Origin of the sequence: Acetonema longum DSM 6540 (assembly GCF_000219125.1) — a bacterium.
GTDB classification, from domain to species: domain Bacteria; phylum Bacillota; class Negativicutes; order Sporomusales; family Acetonemataceae; genus Acetonema; species Acetonema longum.
In genome coordinates this window covers 85,267-101,794 of sequence record NZ_AFGF01000126.1, presented here as the reverse complement: position 1 = coordinate 101,794, position 16,528 = coordinate 85,267, and the positions used below count along the sequence as shown (strand labels likewise).

Sequence of the window (16,528 nt, the reverse complement as noted above, 5' to 3'; positions counted from 1 at the left end):
CATTTTACTTATCCTCTCTTAATTGATTGATTATCACCGTCATATCTTGCGGCAAAGGCGCCGTGAAATGCAGGGTCTCTTTCGTCATCGGGTGAACAAAGGTCAATTCAGCGGAATGCAGCGCCTGCCCGGCAATGGCAAAGGGATTTTGCTTAGGTCCGTACTTGGGGTCTCCCACTACCGGGTACCCGATATAGGCCATATGCACTCTGATCTGGTGAGTGCGTCCGGTTTCCAGCTTGCATTCAATCAAGGTAAAATTCCGAAATCGCTCCAGAATCCGGAAATGAGTTACGGCCGGCTTACTGTTGATTGGTACAACCGCCATTTTTTTTCTGTCGGCCGGATGGCGTCCAATGGGCGCATTGACAACGCCCTGCTCTTCTTTAATGTTCCCCCACACCACGGCAAAGTACTTTCTGCCGGCGATTCTTTTTTGTATCTGATCTGCTAAATCCAAATGGGCGGTATCATTTTTAGCCGCCACCATAACCCCGGAAGTATCTTTATCAAGGCGGTGCACAATGCCCGGCCGGACTACGCCGTTAATGCCGGACAGGTCCCGGCAATGATCCAGCAGCGCATTGACCAGCGTACCCTGGAAATTTCCAGCCGCAGGATGCACTACCATGCCGCGGGGCTTATTAATCACGATCACAGAATCATCTTCATACAAAATATCCAATGGAATTTCTTCCGGCAAAATAGCGCAGGACCTGGTTTTCGGCACAATCACCTCAATAGTGTCTCCGGATTGCACGGAATACTTGGCTTTGGTCTCTTTGCCGTTTACCTTTATATTCTTTTCTTCAATCAATTTTTGCACGTGAGAACGTGAAAAACTGTCAGTTTCCGCTTGAAGCTGCCGGGTGACAAAACTGTCCAGCCGGCCTTGATCTTCCGTGGCGGTAAAAGTATAGATCCTGCTCATGAACGGCTGTCTCCATTTTCCTTTCCGGTCTCGCTGGGCATAAAATAGAACATGCTGATGACAATACAGCCGACACCAATCACAATGGCCATATCGGCGATATTAAAAACCGGCCATATGCGAAAATCCAAAAAATCAACCACATATCCGGTCCGAATGCGGTCAATCACATTACCGACCGCCCCTCCCACCTGCAATCCTATGCCTAACCGCAGTAGCCGGCAGCCTTTGGGAATCCGGGGATAAAAATAAACAACCGCTACTACTAAAAGGATGGCTACTGCAATAAATATTGTTGTCTGATGTTCAAGAATACCAAATGCCGCACCCGGATTCAAAATATAGGTAATATGAAAAATATCGGGCACTACCGGAATGGACATTCCCAGGGTCATATGCGTTTGAACGTAATATTTTACCCATTGGTCCAGTAGAATTATAGTCACAGCTAACAATAAAATCGGCACGAATAAAGTCTCTCCTACTCATTGTTTTGATCCGGAAACCAGCGAGCGTAAAAGGAGCCGTCCACTTGCTACATTGGTTGCCACAGGGATATTATGTACATCACAAACTCTCAAAAGAGCGGTGATATCAGGCTCATGGGGTTGGGCAGCCAGTGGATCCCGGAGGAAGATAACCAAATCCACCTCTTGATTAGCAATTAAAGCGCCAATCTGTAAATCTCCTCCTAATGGGCCGGAAAGATAAGCCCGGACAGTCAAATGCGTGCTTTCGCCGATGAGTTTCCCTGTAGTTGCCGTCGCAACCAGGGTATTACCCTGCAATATCTCCAAATGTTCTTTAACAAACGCGATCATTTCCTGTTTTTTACGGTCATGGGCAATCAGGGCGATCGTCTTCATAGGTATCACCTGCTCTTTTATGTTATAAATTAATTATAATACCATTATACTGTCCTTCCGAAGCATCCGGCAAAAAGGAATCACTAATAATAAAAGTCCAGATATCTGGACTTTTATTATTAGCCGTTCGCGCTAATTGCGCCAACCGGGCAGACCGCCGCGCAAGAGCCGCAGTCGATGCACTGATCGTCAATTACATACTGGGCGTCTCCTTCGGAAATAGCGCCAACCGGACAAGTCGCTGCACAAGCGCCGCACTTGATACAGTCACTGCTGATCACATGCATGGATTCACCTCCTCCCATATTCAATCTTTCTTTTGTATGGCTCATGAAACATTAATTTTTGTCATTGTAAAAAAAGATTTGCGCCAGGCGCTCCCGGCCGTAATAGGCTCCCCAACCGACCGCCAGCAGCAAAACTGTCACAACTGCCGCCAGACGGTAATTACGGGCTAAATCTTGACTTAAAACGGAATATAAGACGATAGCCGGCGTTTGGCCGATGCCGGTGGCAATCAGGTACTGGCACCATGAGATGGCTGTCAAACCGACCCCATAGCTGACTACTTTAAACGGGATGATCGGTATGAGTCGGGTAATAAATACCGCCAGAATCCCGTATTTTTTAAAGAATTGATCCACCATATCCAAATGTCTCCGGCTTACCGTACATTCTACCAGAGGTCGGCCATACCAGCGCGCCAAGCCAAAATCCAGGAACGCGCCGATCAGAGCTCCAATCCAGGAATACAGGGAACCGTATTGCCAGCCGAATATCCAGGCGTTGGCAATCGTAATGATCAGTCCTGGCACCAGCGGAACCAGAGATTGAAGCGTCATTAATGCGATACTGGTCACCGGAGCCCAGACTCCATAGGAGAGAATAAATTGTTTCAATCCACTAAAATCTTTCTGGTGCAAAAAAGCGGTGCCAGTTGTAATAAACTCATTTATGCAGGGAACATAATAACAAGCGGTTATGGCCAGCAATAACAATCCTAATTTCAAAGCATATAATCCTCTGGCCGCCCTGGTGTTCATAGTGTCACTCTCCGTGTTGGACTCCTATTCAATAATAGATGCATCTTGTGTGAACTGACACTACTTTAGTGTTCTGCCACTAGCGCCAAAATCCTGCAAAATAAAAGGGGAAAACCGAGGAATTAACGCTCGGTTTTTCTGGTATCTCTACCATGCCTTTTCGTTCCTGCCGGGTCAGACTGCCGGGAATCATCAGCAGCGAAACGATCCATATCATCCACAATACCAATTCTTTCATCAGGATCCGGATATAAGTCGTCGTAATCATGACTGCCGGGTAAATCCTGGGGTGTGTCGGAACTGCCGTAGCGGATCACTGCTTGCAGACTGTCCTCGCCGTCAAATCCGGTGAATCCGGCGGGAGAGTCATCCAAAAAGGTACGCTGAAAGGCAGGGATTAAACTGCTTTCCTCTAGCGGCCGTTTGTCCCCATCGTCATGGCGTTCCTCCCTCCTCTGGCATTGCAGGCATTTGACAGCCCAAGGCACGGCCCGGAGCCTTTCCGGGTCTATGTCCCGGCCGCAGTCCTGACACAGACCATATATCCCGGAGGATAGTGCTTGCATCGCCCTATCAATATCGTCCAGCGTACCCTGGATGGTATCCATTAACGCTATATCTTTACTGCGTTCAAACATTTCTGTACCAATATCGGCCGGATGGTTATCGTAGAGCGACAATTCGCTGAGAGATCCGGTAAAGGAATCTTCGGAACCGGAACCCTTAATTCCTTCCAGTTGGCAGGTAAGCCGTCTTTTTTCCGCATCCAGCGTCTCCATTATCATGGCTTCTTTCGCATTCAAATTATCTTCTCCCTGTTCACTGAATAAATTTGGCAACCTCAGCAACCCGCAGTCTGTTTTTAATTTCTGGCTGCTGCTCATTACTGTACCCCAGCGCCAGTATAATCACCGCCCGGAGTCGGGGAGCCGCTTTTACGGCCTGTTGGACAGCCACTTCGTCAAAAGAGCCTACCCAGCAGGCGCCAATCCCTAAAGCTTCTGCTGCCAGCAGCATATTTTGGGCGGCTGCAGCCGTATCCTGCAGACAATAGAGTTGCGCCCCCCGTTCGGCATAATGTTCATTGGACCGAGCCGGATCGGCCAGGATGACAATGAGAACCGGGGCTTGTTCGATTTGCGATTGACGGACACATGCTTCATAGATATGGTTTTTGACAGCCTGATCTTTTACAACATAGAAATACCAGGGCTGAAGATTACCGGCACTGGGCGCCCAGCTTCCCGCCTCCAATATTTTGGTGATCATCTCATCAGGAATCATATCCGGCTGAAAATGCCGCACACTATGGCTGTCTCGCATGCATTGAAACACATCGTTTGTCATAATCTCTACCTTCTTTTTAAAACTTTCCTCCATTTTTTGTCTCCACGATTCGCACGATATCGGCGATAAAATCTCCGATGCCGGGAATGTTTAACACAATCATCCGGCGCAGCAATTCTATAACCAGAGCGAAAATAACGGTGGCTCCTAGGGCAATACCCAGCCCTCTGGCTATGCCGGCGATAAAATTGATGGCCAGCAATCTAAAGGGCCTTTGCAGCAATTCTACATATTCGGCGATTCTTAGCGTTTCCAGGTGACTGATCAATTTGCCCAGCTGGGTATTGATCAAATCCAAATGAGTCGCTTTTTCTGATTGATCGTCCATGTTTCATCCTTTCTCTCTCCACCCTATTATTTCCCTATTTATTAAAAAACAAACGAGAAACAAGCCTGCTTTGCAGAGCTTGTTTCCGTCTTGGCGAGAAACAAACCTGCTTTGCAGAGTTTGTTTCCGTCTAAATAAAAACCGGCGGAAAAAGCACAGTGGCTTTTCCCGCCGGTTTTTTTCCGGTTTTTACTTGGCAACGACTCCGGCGCAACGGGCGCATAAGCTGGGATGATGGCTGTCGTGTCCCACCGAGTCGCTATAAATCCAGCAGCGTTCACATTTATCGCCCTTAGCGGCGGCAACTGCAACCGCCAGTGCCATTTCCTCGGCTTTATAGGCGTCGGCAGGCGCTTTGTCCACACCTTCCTGGAGGGTAACACTGGAAACAATGAGGATGGAAGCTATTTTCGCATCGCCTATTGCTTTCAGCCCGGCATATTCTCTGCCGTCAGCAAAAATATCCACATGAGCATCCAGGGAATGACCAATCACCTTATTGCGGCGGGCGTTTTCCAGGGATTTGGTAATTTCATTGCGCATCTCCAGGACATGGCTCCATTTGGCCTCCAGTTGGCTGTCCAGGTACTGAGGCTTAGCCTCCGGCCATTGAGCTAACTGCACACTGTCCGGCAAATCTTTGGTTTTGGGCATATATTGCCAGACTTCTTCCGCAGTAAAAGTCAGTACCGGAGACAGCATGGCAACCAGATTGACCAAAATTTCATACATGGCTGTTTGGGCGGCCCTGCGTTCCAATGAATCAGGCAGGGAGGCATACAGCCGGTCTTTTAAGATATCCAAATAGATGGAACTCAGATCAATAGTGCAGAAATTATGAACCGCGTGGAATAACTGATGAAACTCATATTCATCATAGGCCTTGGTCACCTTTTGACGGACCTGCTCCAACCGCAGTAAGGCCCAACGATCCAGTTCCGTCAAACGGCTGTATTCCACCTGATGCCGATCTGGGTCAAAGTCATACAGGTTGCCCAGAATATAGCGGAAGGTGTTGCGAATTTTGCGGTAAACTTCGGCCATTTGCTTCAGGATGTCATTGGAAATGCGGATATCCGCCTTATAATCAGCGGAAGCAACCCACAACCGCAAGATATCCGCGCCGTATTGCTTGATCACTTCCTGGGGGTAAATCGTGTTGCCTAAGGACTTAGACATTTTCCTGCCTTCTCCATCCATGACAAATCCATGGGTTAGAACGGCGCGGTAGGGCGCAACGCCACGAGTAGCCACCGAAGTCAACAGGGATGACTGGAACCATCCCCGGTGCTGGTCACTGCCTTCCAGATACATATCAGCCGGCCAGGTCAATTCGGGTCTTTGTTCCAATACAGATGCATGACTGGAGCCACTGTCAAACCACACATCCATAATGTCAGTTTCTTTACGGAAGGTGTCATGACCGCAATGGGGACAAGTGAAGCCTTGCGGGAGAATTTCCGCAGCAGTTTTAGCCCACCAGGCGTCGGACCCTTCCTGGCGGAATAGCTCCTTCACAGCCCGGATGGTATCATCGTTAATAATGTGTTCCTGGCACTGATTGCAATAAAAAATCGGAATCGGCACGCCCCAGACTCTTTGACGGGATATACACCAATCCTGCCGATCAGCCACCATGTTATGAATGCGCTCTTCGCCCCAGGACGGAATCCATTGTACATTTTTGATGGCTTCCAGGGCTTGTTCCCGGAAACCCGCAACCGATGCAAACCATTGCTCTGTGGCGCGGTAGATAATCGGATTTTTGCAGCGCCAGCAGTGAGCGTACTGATGCTTGACCGAGCCTTTGCCCAGGAGCATGCCCTTCTCTGCTAGCTCTTTAATAACCGGAACATTGGCATCTTCTACTGACAGGCCTTGAAATTTGCCCCCTTCAGCAGTAAATTTGCCACTGGGATCCACCGGATTGATGATCGGCAAACCATATTTGCGCCCCACTTCAAAATCTTCCTGACCATGGCCTGGCGCCGTGTGAACGCAGCCTGTACCCTGCTCCAGGGTAACATGATCTCCCAGAATAACCAGGGACAGCCGGTTGATAAACGGATGGGAAAACTCCATGCCTTCCAGCTGACTGCCGGTTTGAGTCTCAAGAACAGTATAGGTTTCCCAGTGATTCGTTTTCGCCACGGAATCCACCAGTCCGGAGGCCAGGAGATAGACTTCCTGATTGACTTCTACCCAGGAATACTCCAGCTCGGGATGGACTGCAATGGCCACGTTGGCTGGCATGGTCCAAGGCGTTGTGGTCCAAATTACGGCAAAAACTTTTTTATCCTTCAGAGCAGCCGGGAGTTTGCCGCGGTCATTCTCTAAGGGGAATTTCACATAAATTGCATGAGATTTTTTCTCGGCATATTCGATCTCAGCCTCGGCCAGAGCCGTTTCGCAGGAAGGGCACCAATAGACGGATTTTAAGCCTTTATAAATATACCCTTTTTTCGCCATAGTGCCGAATACTTCGATCTGCTCGGCTTCATAGGCCGGTTTCAGGGTAACATAGGGATTTTCCCAATCCCCGCTGACGCCCAGACGCTGGAAATCCTGCCGTTGCATATCCAAACACTGCAAGGCGTACTCCTGACACTTGCGCCTTAAATCCAGCGGGTTGAGCTGATGCCGGTTCAATCCCAGGATTTTGATGGCGGCATGTTCAATCGGCAGGCCATGGGTGTCCCAGCCGGGAACATAAGGAGCATCGTAACCTTGCAGAGATTTATACTTGACGATAATGTCCTTCAAAATTTTATTCAGAGCCGTGCCAATGTGAATATTACCGTTGGCATAGGGTGGCCCGTCATGCAGGACGAATTTTTTCTTGCCTTGAAAAGCTTTAATTTTACGCTCATAAATCCGTTCAGACTGCCATTTTTCCAACATTTGCGGCTCTCGTTCCGGCAAATTGGCTCGCATCGGAAATTCGGTCTGTGGCAGATTCAATGAATTACTGTAGTCCAAATTATCCAGCACCTCCAAAATAAAATATATCCCTCACATCCCAAAAGGACGAGAGGGGCGCCTTAAGTCACGCAACCTGGTATAACCTTCATCCCAAGTTATTATATATATTATACAAAGTTCACCCTGACAAGTCAAATATTGCCTTTAATTGCCGCAGAATGAAGGCGGAATCCACTCCGCTGAATTTAATTCTCTTGTTGCGATTCTTGTGCCCGGCTATGATCTCAATACGACTTTTGGGAATGTGAAACACATCAGACAAAAGTTGAATCAGAGCCTGGTTAGCTTCCCCATCAGCGGGAGGTGCGTTAACGCAAGCTTTGACACTGTCGCCGCATAGTCCGGATACCTCACTGCGACTGCTGCGGGGCTGCAATTTGATCTTTACGGTAACGCCGTCATGAAGCTGCTGAATTGCTAAAGCATCCAGAGTATCCGGGGACACCGTTAATTTTCTTCCTCTTCACTGGTTTTTAGCATATCAAGCTGCGCCTGAAGCAATGTACGCATCCGTGAACGGTAAATCTGAGTCTGCCGTTGCATTTCTTCATATTCACTGGTGAACTTGCGGACTTTGCTGATGGCTTCTTCCACTACTTTTTGCGCGCTGATTTCGGCTTCTTTCAGAATGAGTTCGGTTTCCTTTTTAGCATTGAGTTTGACTTCTTCCGCCGTTTCTTGAGCGATAACCAGCGTGTTATTCAGGGTATTTTCCATGCTTTGATAATGCTCCAGTTTGGAGCTAAGACGCTCTAAGGTCTCTTTAAGTTCAATATTCTCCCGATACAGCTTCTCATAGTCCTTAATCACTTTGTCAAGAAATTGGTCTACCTCTTCTTCATTATATCCACGAAAATTTTTTTTAAATTCTTTGTTGTGAATATCAAGCGGCGTTAACATCAAATACCCTCCCTAAATTAACCTAGATCTTTATAAATATCGTTTTAACAGAAGACTGGTACGGCCCTTCTTGGTCTGACCGCCGATTTCACAAACTTCTACCCGTCCACGCCCCCGCATGGCAATCACATCGCCGGGTTTTATTATCTGTGAGCTGTTCCTGGCATCCTGCCAATTCACTCTCACTTTTTCGGCCATGATTTCCGCTGCCATTTTAGTGCGGGACGTGCCAAACCCCGCCGCTGCCACTGAATCCAGCCTCAAAGAGGCTACCGTCGCCCGGATTTCTTTAAGCGTTTCTTCCCGGGGAACAATCTCAGTCAAATCCAGCAATGAAAGCTGAACTGGCGCCGGACCGATCTGAGTAAGATTCCGCAGAACAAATTCCACCAGCTTAGCATCAATCAGGATCTGATACTGATATTGCCTGTCCCCCGGAATAATATCGCCTATGACTTCCCGTTTTAAGCCGGCTCCTGTCAAAGCCCCCAAAACGTCGCGATGGGACAGGCTATAGTAACGGGAATCATATTGAACCGCCAACACAGAGATGCCAAAATCAATTGTCCCCATATAGTCATTCGTAACAAAAGCCGCTTTGACCCGTTCGGCACCGGGATAACCGCCGTCCGAAGCAAGCCGCAAACGTCCATAGTGAGCAATAATGGTTTCAGCCACACTGATGCCAAAAGGATCGAGGAAATCACTGATTTTATATTTTTGATACCGCAAAGCGGCTTCGGCAATATCCAGAAGTTTGGCTGCCAGCTCCGCTTCCCCGCTGGCCCGATAGTAGCGTATTATTTTTTCCCGTTCACTCATCTGTTGCCTAGCTCTCTGGAACGCTGCGTTGCTGCCAGGACTGCATCCACCAGAGCTGCCCTTACTCCTTTTTGTTCCAGCACATGAATCCCCGCAATGGTCGTACCGCCCGGAGAGGTAACCATGTCACGCAGTTTTGCCGGATGTTCACCGGTATCCAGCACCATTTTCGCCGCGCCCATTAAGGTTTGCGCAGCCAGAGTAATAGCGGTCTGCCGCGGCAGCCCTACCCTGACTCCGGCATCGGCCAAAGCGTCAATCAGGACGAACGCATATCCGGGGCCGCTGCCCGACAAACCCGTCACTGCATCCAGCAAAGCCTCGTCGGTAACAAACGATCTGCCGACAGCATTAAAAATATCCGCCGCCATCTTCCCTGCCGTCTCGTCCGCGTAAGGGCCCAGGGCCAGAGCCGACATGCCGGCATTCACCGCAACCGGGGTATTCGGCATGACCCGGATTATGGGAACCTGGGGCAGCCTGTTTTGAATCACTTCGATATTAATCCCGGCTACAATGGTAACAATCAAGGATGACTGCCGGACATGCCCGGCCAGGCCGTCAAGTACACCATGAATATGCTGTGGTTTCACGGCCAGAAAAATAAGATCACTTGCCTCGGCCAAAGCTGCGTTATCCTGAGTGACAGCAACTTGATACCGAGATTTCATATATTCCAGACGTTCTGCCACAACATCGGCTACCGTGATTTGGCCGGGAGAAAACAGCTGATTGCTGAGAATCCCGTTCACTAAGGCTTCTGCCATGGCTCCGCCGCCAATAAATCCAACTTGTCTATACAACTACAGTACCCCCACTATTTGTTCCACGAAAGAAAGAGTTTATCATTTGCTTCTTCTCTGCCGCTATAAGCAATATCCACATTCACCGGCGCACAGAAAAAAATATGATTGCCGATTTTTTGGATGGTTCCGCTTAAGGCGTATGTACTGCCGCTGATAAAATCAATCATCCGTTTGGCCACTTCTGCATCGGTGTTTTCGAAATTGATGACGACCGGCTTACGGTTCTTCAAATGATCCGCGATATGTTGAGCGTCATCAAAGGAAAAAGGCTCTACAACAATCACTTTTAATGGTTTCTGAGCATTCGAGAGATTCACCAGATTATTTTTCTTGCCCCGGCCTTCAAAATCATCTGATTTTCCCCGCTCTTCTTCTATCTCTATCGGTTCAAGTATACCTAAACTGCCCCAAACCTTTTCCATGATTTTCATCACGCTCATTACCCTCCCTGCTTAAATAGGTAACTATTTTGGGTTTCTCGCCCCGAACAATCCTGTGCCAATTCGAATTAAATTGGCTCCTTCCTCAACAGCAATCCCATAGTCATTGGTCATGCCCATCGACAGCCATTGAAGCGAAACATTCGACAAGTTCAGGCTTCTGATTTCCATGAACGTATGATATAGTTCCCGGAATATAGGCCGGCAGGCTTCCGGATTGTCATAGAGAGGCGCAATGGTCATCAAGCCGCACAATCTTACATGATCCATCCGGGTGATCAGGTCAACCAGCGGTTTGACATGATCACGCGCCAGGCCGTATTTCGTAGCTTCATTTGCAATGTTTATCTGAAGGAGTACATCCTGCACCTTCTGCATTTGTCCGGCTATCCGGTCGATTTCCACTGTCAGCTTCTCACTGTCAACCGAATGAATCAGGTCAAACATAGACAATGCCTGACGCACCTTGTTGGTTTGTAAATGTCCGATTAAATGCCATGACGGACTAAAATCAGTCCCTATTGTACCGAATTTCTGACTGGCCTCTTGTACTCTGTTTTCGCCTAAAATCACCACACCTGCTGCTAGGGCATGACGCATTGCCGTTACATCCTGGTTTTTCGTCACCCCTACAATTGTAACTGTATGATCAAACCAAGTTTTGCTCGCATCTCTGGCTGAAATGGCTCTGTCTACATTCGCAAGCACCTGTTCTAAATTTTCAGCAATTGTCACGATACAAAACCTCCATTTGTTGTTATTCGCTCACAAGCAGTGTTTTCCTCTTATTTTCCATAGAAATTGTAAAAAAATATAAGAGAATTTTTTCGGCCCTATGATTATTTACAGTGACATAACAACGCCCATTCTCCCGGTTGTACCTTTTTCCATGCGATGTGAAAAAAACAGGTCCAGATTTTCCGCCGTAGAGATTCCGCTGACAGTAATATGCTCCGGAACAACACCTATTTCTTCCAATTGAACCCGGTTCGCCTGCCACAAATCAAGCATCCATTTGTCCTCCCTGGATTTAAGCATACAGGGCCATTTTGCGGGAAAAGCCGTTTTAAACGGGTCCATAACACTATCGTCCACTTCGTACGAAGCCGGACCGATGGAGGGTCCAATTCCCACGAGACAGTCCTGCGGCCGGGCATCGAAAACCTCACCCATTTTGATAACGGTTTTGGCGGCAATTCGGGCCGCTGTTCCCTTCCAGCCGGCATGACTCAATCCAATAACGCACCGGACCGGATCGCAGATCAGCACCGGGACGCAATCGGCAAAGAAAAGCATCAGAGGCAGGTCCGGCGTATTCGTGATCAGAGCATCGGTCGCCCCTAGAGCCTCACTGTAGTTAGCAGCACCTTTGCCGGCGTGAACAGCAGTAACAACGGCTATTTTATCTTCATGCACCTGCTGGGCGGTTACCACCCGTTGGAAATCCAGGTGTAAGGCCTGACAAAACAGCTTGCGATTTTCAATTACATTGGCAAGGTCATCGCCGGTGTGAATACCGAGATTCAACGACCGATAAGGCGACCGGCTGATTCCGCCCAGCCTGGTGGAAATTGCATGTTTAACCGGTAAATGCTTAAAAGTACCATACCATAGACCATTGCTTCCGGCCTGCAGTACGAAATCACTCATGATCCTTCTCCCTCCCCGGCATCCTTCATTTTTTTAACGGCCGTTGCACACGCCGCAGCGTTGACAACCTGGAAAACAAGGCACAGTATACTGCTCGTTTTTCGCCCTTTCCAGCTCCTGATGCAAGTATTCGGGTTCAAGCCCCATATGCAAATGACTCCAAGGCAAAACCTCATTAGTATCCCGCTCACGGTACAAATAAAAGGCTTCATCCACGGCATGTTCTTGCAAGGCCTTTTTCCAGGCCTTTGGCCCTCCCTGGCGATAAGCCGAAAGCAAAACCCGGGAAAGCCTGCGGTCACCGCGGGCCAAGGCAGCTTGGATATAGGCTTCCTTGGGGGCTTCAACCTGTATCAGAATCCCTTTTTCATTTTTCAATGCCTGCTGGATCAGGGCAAGTTTATCGATAATTCCATTCCGGGCGCACATAGGCATCCATTGAAACGGGGTAAAAGGCTTGGGAATAAACGGATTGATGCTCAAGGTCAACTTGCCTTTACTTCCCAATTGCAACATCAAGGCTTTTATATTGCGGGCCATGATGATAATGGCCTGGATATCCGAGTCCGACTCAAAAGGCAGCCCGATCATGATATATAGCTTCACATGGATGACACCGTTGCCAATAGCTGTGCGCACTGCCTGGTACAAATCCCGGTCGCTGATTCCTTTGTTAATCACCTGACGCATGCGTTCGCTGCCAGCCTCCGGCGCCAGGGTAATCAAACGGTGGCCGCTTTGGGCCAGGGCCTTAGTCAAGATCTCACTTAAAGAATCCGCCCGCAAAGAGGCTACCGACATGGATATATCCTGCTTCATGATAAATTCGCACAGAAGGTCGATATCGGGATAATCGGAAATAGCAGCGCCCATCAGTCCTACCTTGCCGGTAAAATCCCGGGCTTTCATCACTGACGCTTTGATCTTTTCCAATTGCCTGACCCTGGGATTGCGGAAACAATAGCCTGCCATGCAAAAACGGCAATGCCGGCCACAGCCCCTGGCTACTTCCACCAGAAACATGTCCCCGAATTCAGTATGGGGAGTAAAAATCACCGTCTCAGCCGGATAATCATCCAAATTTTTGATCCAGCGCCGGTGAACAGTCGAAGGAATCTGGTCCTCCACCTGATATCCAATCAAGTGAGTCTCGTTCGCCTGATCATAAACCGGTTTATACAAAGATGGCACATATACCCCTGCTATGAGAGCCAGTTTCCGCAATATCTCACAGCGCGATAGCCCCGCCTGACGTGCTTCATAATAGGCATCCAACACTTCATGGATGACTTCTTCCCCCTCGCCGATGATGCATACATCGACGAAATCGGCGATAGGTTCCGGATTAAACGTGGCGCAGGGCCCTCCGGCAATCACCACGGGATCGGCGTCATCCCTCTCGCTGGTCAGCAAGGGAATGCGCCCCAGAGACAATATATCCAGCAAATGAAAATAATCCATTTCAAAGGTGACGGCAAATCCGATGAGGGGAAACGAGGCCAGCGGCCTTTGGGTCTCCAGGCTCAGCAGCGGCGTGTTCGTCCGGATATATTCGAGTCGCTCTTTTGGATCAGGCAAAAAGAATCTTTCACAGCCGGTATCGCCTCGCTGATTAATTTGCTGATAAATAATATGAAATCCTAAATTGGACATACCAACATGATATGTATTGGGATAAGCAAGCGCAAAGGCTTGTCTTGCTCCGGCGGCAAATACGCGTGCTCCCCGTTCAGCAGACAATGTCTGCTGCAGCCGTTTCTTCAATTCCCACGTCATAGCTTCCTCCGCTTTCCCCGCTTTCAAAGCAGGAAACAGCTCCTCAGGATAAGCGAGCTGTTTCCTCAAAATCACTGCATATAAAATCGCTTGATGGTCGCTTCATCCCACAGTACAATCTCTTTTTCGGCCAGCGAACGAGATACATTAATTAAACGCTGATTGTTCGAGCCGCGGAAAGCCAGGCTTAGATTGCGTTCTCCCCGCTGGAAAGGCCCGTCGATCAAAATATCGGTTGCCGTCAACAAAAGCTGCACATCCTCAGAACTTCGGGCCATGGTTAGTAATTCCTCGAATTTGTATCCGGTATACGTTACCACATCCAGCTTCAGCCTGTTGCTTTTCACTTCCCTGGCAATGGAGTAAAGAGGTTTGGGCTGCATGAAGGGTTCGCCGCCGGAAAAAGTAATCCCGCGCAGGAGTTTAGTCTGTTCGATCATCTGCAAAACAGAAGTAACATCCACCCTTTTCCCGCCCCGGGGATCATGGGTTTCGGGATTATGGCACCCCGGGCAGCGGTGAGGGCACCCTTGCGTAAAAATAACAAACCGTAATCCAGGCCCGTCAACCACACTTTCTTTGGTGACGCCGGCAATCTGAAGTTCCATAAACAACCCCTCTTGGCAAATCAATCGCGCAGCACCTGCCTGCAGGCTGTTTCACCCGACTCGGACGTCCGCTGAAATTCCCTCTGGAAAGAGGTCCCGCATCCCGGACAGGATTCAGAGTCAATAACCCCCATATAACCGCATTTCTCACAGAAATCAATGGGAAAGTTAATACCGGCGTAACCCACATCACAGTTTTTCATATGTCGGATAATATCTTCCACTGCACTCAGATTATTCACCGGCGGAGAAGCAAACTCCACATAACTGATATGCCCGGCATTGGTATATTTGTGATAAATCCCTTCCCGCCTGATTTTTTCAAAGATACTAATCGGATAATGAACCGGAATATGGAATGAATTGGTGTAATAATCTTTATCAGTCACCCCGGGAATAATTCCATATTCTTTCCGGTCTATTTTTACAAACCGTCCGGATAATCCTTCCGCCGGCGTAGCCAGCAGGGTATAGTTTAAATCATATTTTTCGGCAGCCTTGTCCACTTTATTACGCATAAAGGCAACGATCTCTTCACCCAAAGCCTGAGATTCATCACTTTCCCCGTGATGAGCGCCGGTCAAAGCAACCAGAGTTTCCGCCAAACCGATAAAGCCTACCGATAGTGTGCCGTTTTTGATGGCTTCTTCAATTGTTTGATTCGGCTCCAGATGTTCGGAATTCAAGTACAGATGCTGCCCCATTAAAAACGGCATATCTTTGACCAGCAGGCGGGCCTGCACCTGATAGCGGTGATACAGCTGCTCACAGGCCAAATCGATCATTTCTGACACGCTTTGATAAAATCGCATTAGATTCCGTTCGGCTTTAATCGCCAGCCGGGGCAAATTCATGGTGGTAAAGCTCAAGTTGCCGCGCCCGTCAGTCACAGCCTCGCCGCGCCGGTTGGCGATAACCCGGGTACGGCATCCCATATAGCTGACCTGATCGCCATAAGCCTTGTTAAAAGAAGAATCCATGAAACTAAAGGTGGGATTCAGACGTTGAGACGCTACCCGAATCGCCAGCATAAACAAATCATAGTTCGGATCGCCGGGGTTTAAATTGATTCCGTCTTTGAGCCGGAAAATGATATTGGGGAATATGGGGTTTTCCCCCCGGCCCAACCCTTTTTCATATGCCAGCAGCAGATGTTTGGTTACCATTCTTCCTTCCGGAGATATATCGTTACCCAGGTTAAGACTGGAGAATGGGACCTGAGCGCCGGCCCGGGAATGCATACTGTTTAGATTGTAGATGAGGGCCTCCATAGCCTGGTAGGTTTCATCCTCACTGGCGTTTTTCACAAAAGGCGCCATATCCCGATCAAAAAAGGCAAAAGATTGACCGCCATGCATATCGTTCTGGGAACTTTGCAAAATGATAGCAGCCAGTGCCGTAGCCGAAGCCGGCCGTTTGGGCGGACGGATGTAGCCGTGTCCGTTATTAAAGCCTTCCTGCAAGAGGCGACCAAGAGGAATTTGCACACAGGTCAGAGTCTTGCCGTAAAAATCCAGGTCATGAATGTGCAGATCACCCCGTTTATGAGCCATGGCAATATGTTCGGGGATTAAACGATTCAGATAATAAGCCTTACTGGCTGCACTGGCAATCTGCAGCATTTTGGCCGAAGGAGAGTTGGAAACATTGGCATTTTCCCGATTGGTTTCCACCAGGATTTCGGCAACAGCATCCATCAGCCCTGATTTAGCCTCCCTCATGCGGGTGCGTTGATCACGATACAAGATATAGGCTTTTGCGGTTTTTGCATGACCTCTTTCGATTAAAACCGTTTCCACAGTATCCTGAACGTCTTCCACGCTAAACATATTGCCATTGTATCTCTGTTTCAGCTGCCGCAAGACTTCGATGGTCAATTCCATGGCCATCTGTTTATCGGCGCCGCCCACAGCCCTGGCAGCTTTAAAAATCGCCTCGGTGATTTTTGCCTCATCGAAGGGAGCCTCTCTGCCGTCTCTTTTTTTGATTTTCATAAACATTTTTATTCCTCCGTCTCCTAAACCGCTCT

19 protein-coding genes are annotated in these 16,528 nt (G+C 48.7%); all 19 read right to left on the bottom strand.

Going from position 1 to position 16,528, the window contains the following annotated elements:
• Positions 1-4: 4 nt before the first annotated feature.
• Positions 5-931, bottom strand: a complete 927-nt coding sequence (locus ALO_RS13775; RefSeq protein WP_004573475.1) for an RluA family pseudouridine synthase — start codon at positions 929-931, stop codon at positions 5-7.
• Complete coding sequence (gene lspA / locus ALO_RS13770; RefSeq protein WP_004573474.1) at positions 928-1,398, bottom strand: signal peptidase II; 471 nt, start codon at positions 1,396-1,398, stop codon at positions 928-930. Before lspA ends, ALO_RS13775 begins: the two co-directional genes overlap by 4 nt.
• 18 nt (positions 1,399-1,416) lie before the next feature.
• On the bottom strand, positions 1,417-1,797 hold the full coding sequence (locus tag ALO_RS13765) for a methylglyoxal synthase (RefSeq protein ID WP_004573473.1): 381 nt from the start codon (positions 1,795-1,797) through the stop codon (positions 1,417-1,419).
• A 119-nt stretch (positions 1,798-1,916) separates the two neighbouring features.
• Positions 1,917-2,084, bottom strand: a complete 168-nt coding sequence (locus ALO_RS13760; RefSeq protein WP_004573472.1) for a DUF362 domain-containing protein — start codon at positions 2,082-2,084, stop codon at positions 1,917-1,919.
• Positions 2,085-2,135: 51 nt separating this feature from the next.
• Complete coding sequence (locus ALO_RS13755; protein WP_004573471.1) at positions 2,136-2,840, bottom strand: TVP38/TMEM64 family protein; 705 nt, start codon at positions 2,838-2,840, stop codon at positions 2,136-2,138.
• 122 nt (positions 2,841-2,962) lie between these two features.
• Positions 2,963-3,643 carry a TraR/DksA C4-type zinc finger protein gene (locus ALO_RS13750; protein WP_004573470.1) on the bottom strand — a complete coding sequence of 227 codons (681 nt, stop codon included), beginning with the start codon at positions 3,641-3,643 and terminating at the stop codon, positions 2,963-2,965.
• Between the two features lie 16 nt (positions 3,644-3,659).
• A complete protein-coding gene (locus ALO_RS13745) occupies positions 3,660-4,220 on the bottom strand; it encodes a nitroreductase family protein (RefSeq protein ID WP_004573469.1) in 561 nt (186 codons plus the stop codon).
• On the bottom strand, positions 4,204-4,515 hold the full coding sequence (locus ALO_RS13740) for a DUF5665 domain-containing protein (RefSeq protein WP_004573468.1): 312 nt from the start codon (positions 4,513-4,515) through the stop codon (positions 4,204-4,206). Before ALO_RS13740 ends, ALO_RS13745 begins: the two co-directional genes overlap by 17 nt.
• Positions 4,516-4,704: 189 nt before the next feature.
• On the bottom strand, positions 4,705-7,494 hold the full coding sequence (gene ileS / locus ALO_RS13735) for an isoleucine--tRNA ligase (RefSeq protein ID WP_040293500.1): 2,790 nt from the start codon (positions 7,492-7,494) through the stop codon (positions 4,705-4,707).
• Positions 7,495-7,615: 121 nt separating this feature from the next.
• The gene (locus ALO_RS13730; RefSeq protein WP_004573465.1) at positions 7,616-7,942 is read right to left on the bottom strand and encodes a DUF167 domain-containing protein; all 327 of its coding nucleotides are present in this window, start codon (positions 7,940-7,942) and stop codon (positions 7,616-7,618) included.
• 2 nt (positions 7,943-7,944) lie between these two features.
• On the bottom strand, positions 7,945-8,397 hold the full coding sequence (locus tag ALO_RS13725; protein ID WP_004573464.1) for a DivIVA domain-containing protein: 453 nt from the start codon (positions 8,395-8,397) through the stop codon (positions 7,945-7,947).
• A gap of 30 nt (positions 8,398-8,427) precedes the next feature.
• On the bottom strand, positions 8,428-9,219 hold the full coding sequence (locus ALO_RS13720) for a YlmH family RNA-binding protein (RefSeq protein WP_004573463.1): 792 nt from the start codon (positions 9,217-9,219) through the stop codon (positions 8,428-8,430).
• Entirely contained in the window at positions 9,216-10,022 is an 807-nt protein-coding gene (proC, locus tag ALO_RS13715) for a pyrroline-5-carboxylate reductase (RefSeq protein ID WP_004573462.1), read from the bottom strand. The genes ALO_RS13720 and proC overlap by 4 nt, the downstream gene beginning before the upstream one ends.
• A gap of 14 nt (positions 10,023-10,036) precedes the next feature.
• Entirely contained in the window at positions 10,037-10,456 is a 420-nt protein-coding gene (locus tag ALO_RS13710) for a cell division protein SepF (RefSeq protein ID WP_004573461.1), read from the bottom strand.
• A gap of 33 nt (positions 10,457-10,489) precedes the next feature.
• Entirely contained in the window at positions 10,490-11,200 is a 711-nt protein-coding gene (locus ALO_RS13705) for a YggS family pyridoxal phosphate-dependent enzyme (protein ID WP_004573460.1), read from the bottom strand.
• 108 nt (positions 11,201-11,308) lie between these two features.
• Positions 11,309-12,115 (bottom strand): peptidoglycan editing factor PgeF, encoded by an 807-nt coding sequence (gene pgeF, locus ALO_RS13700; RefSeq protein ID WP_004573459.1) that lies wholly within the window; start codon positions 12,113-12,115, stop codon positions 11,309-11,311.
• Positions 12,116-12,148: 33 nt separating this feature from the next.
• The gene (locus tag ALO_RS13695; protein WP_040293496.1) at positions 12,149-13,891 is read right to left on the bottom strand and encodes a TIGR03960 family B12-binding radical SAM protein; all 1,743 of its coding nucleotides are present in this window, start codon (positions 13,889-13,891) and stop codon (positions 12,149-12,151) included.
• 71 nt (positions 13,892-13,962) lie between these two features.
• Complete coding sequence (nrdG, locus tag ALO_RS13690; protein ID WP_004573457.1) at positions 13,963-14,499, bottom strand: anaerobic ribonucleoside-triphosphate reductase activating protein; 537 nt, start codon at positions 14,497-14,499, stop codon at positions 13,963-13,965.
• Between the two features lie 20 nt (positions 14,500-14,519).
• On the bottom strand, positions 14,520-16,499 hold the full coding sequence (gene nrdD / locus ALO_RS13685) for an anaerobic ribonucleoside-triphosphate reductase (RefSeq protein ID WP_004573456.1): 1,980 nt from the start codon (positions 16,497-16,499) through the stop codon (positions 14,520-14,522).
• Positions 16,500-16,528 lie beyond the last annotated feature (29 nt).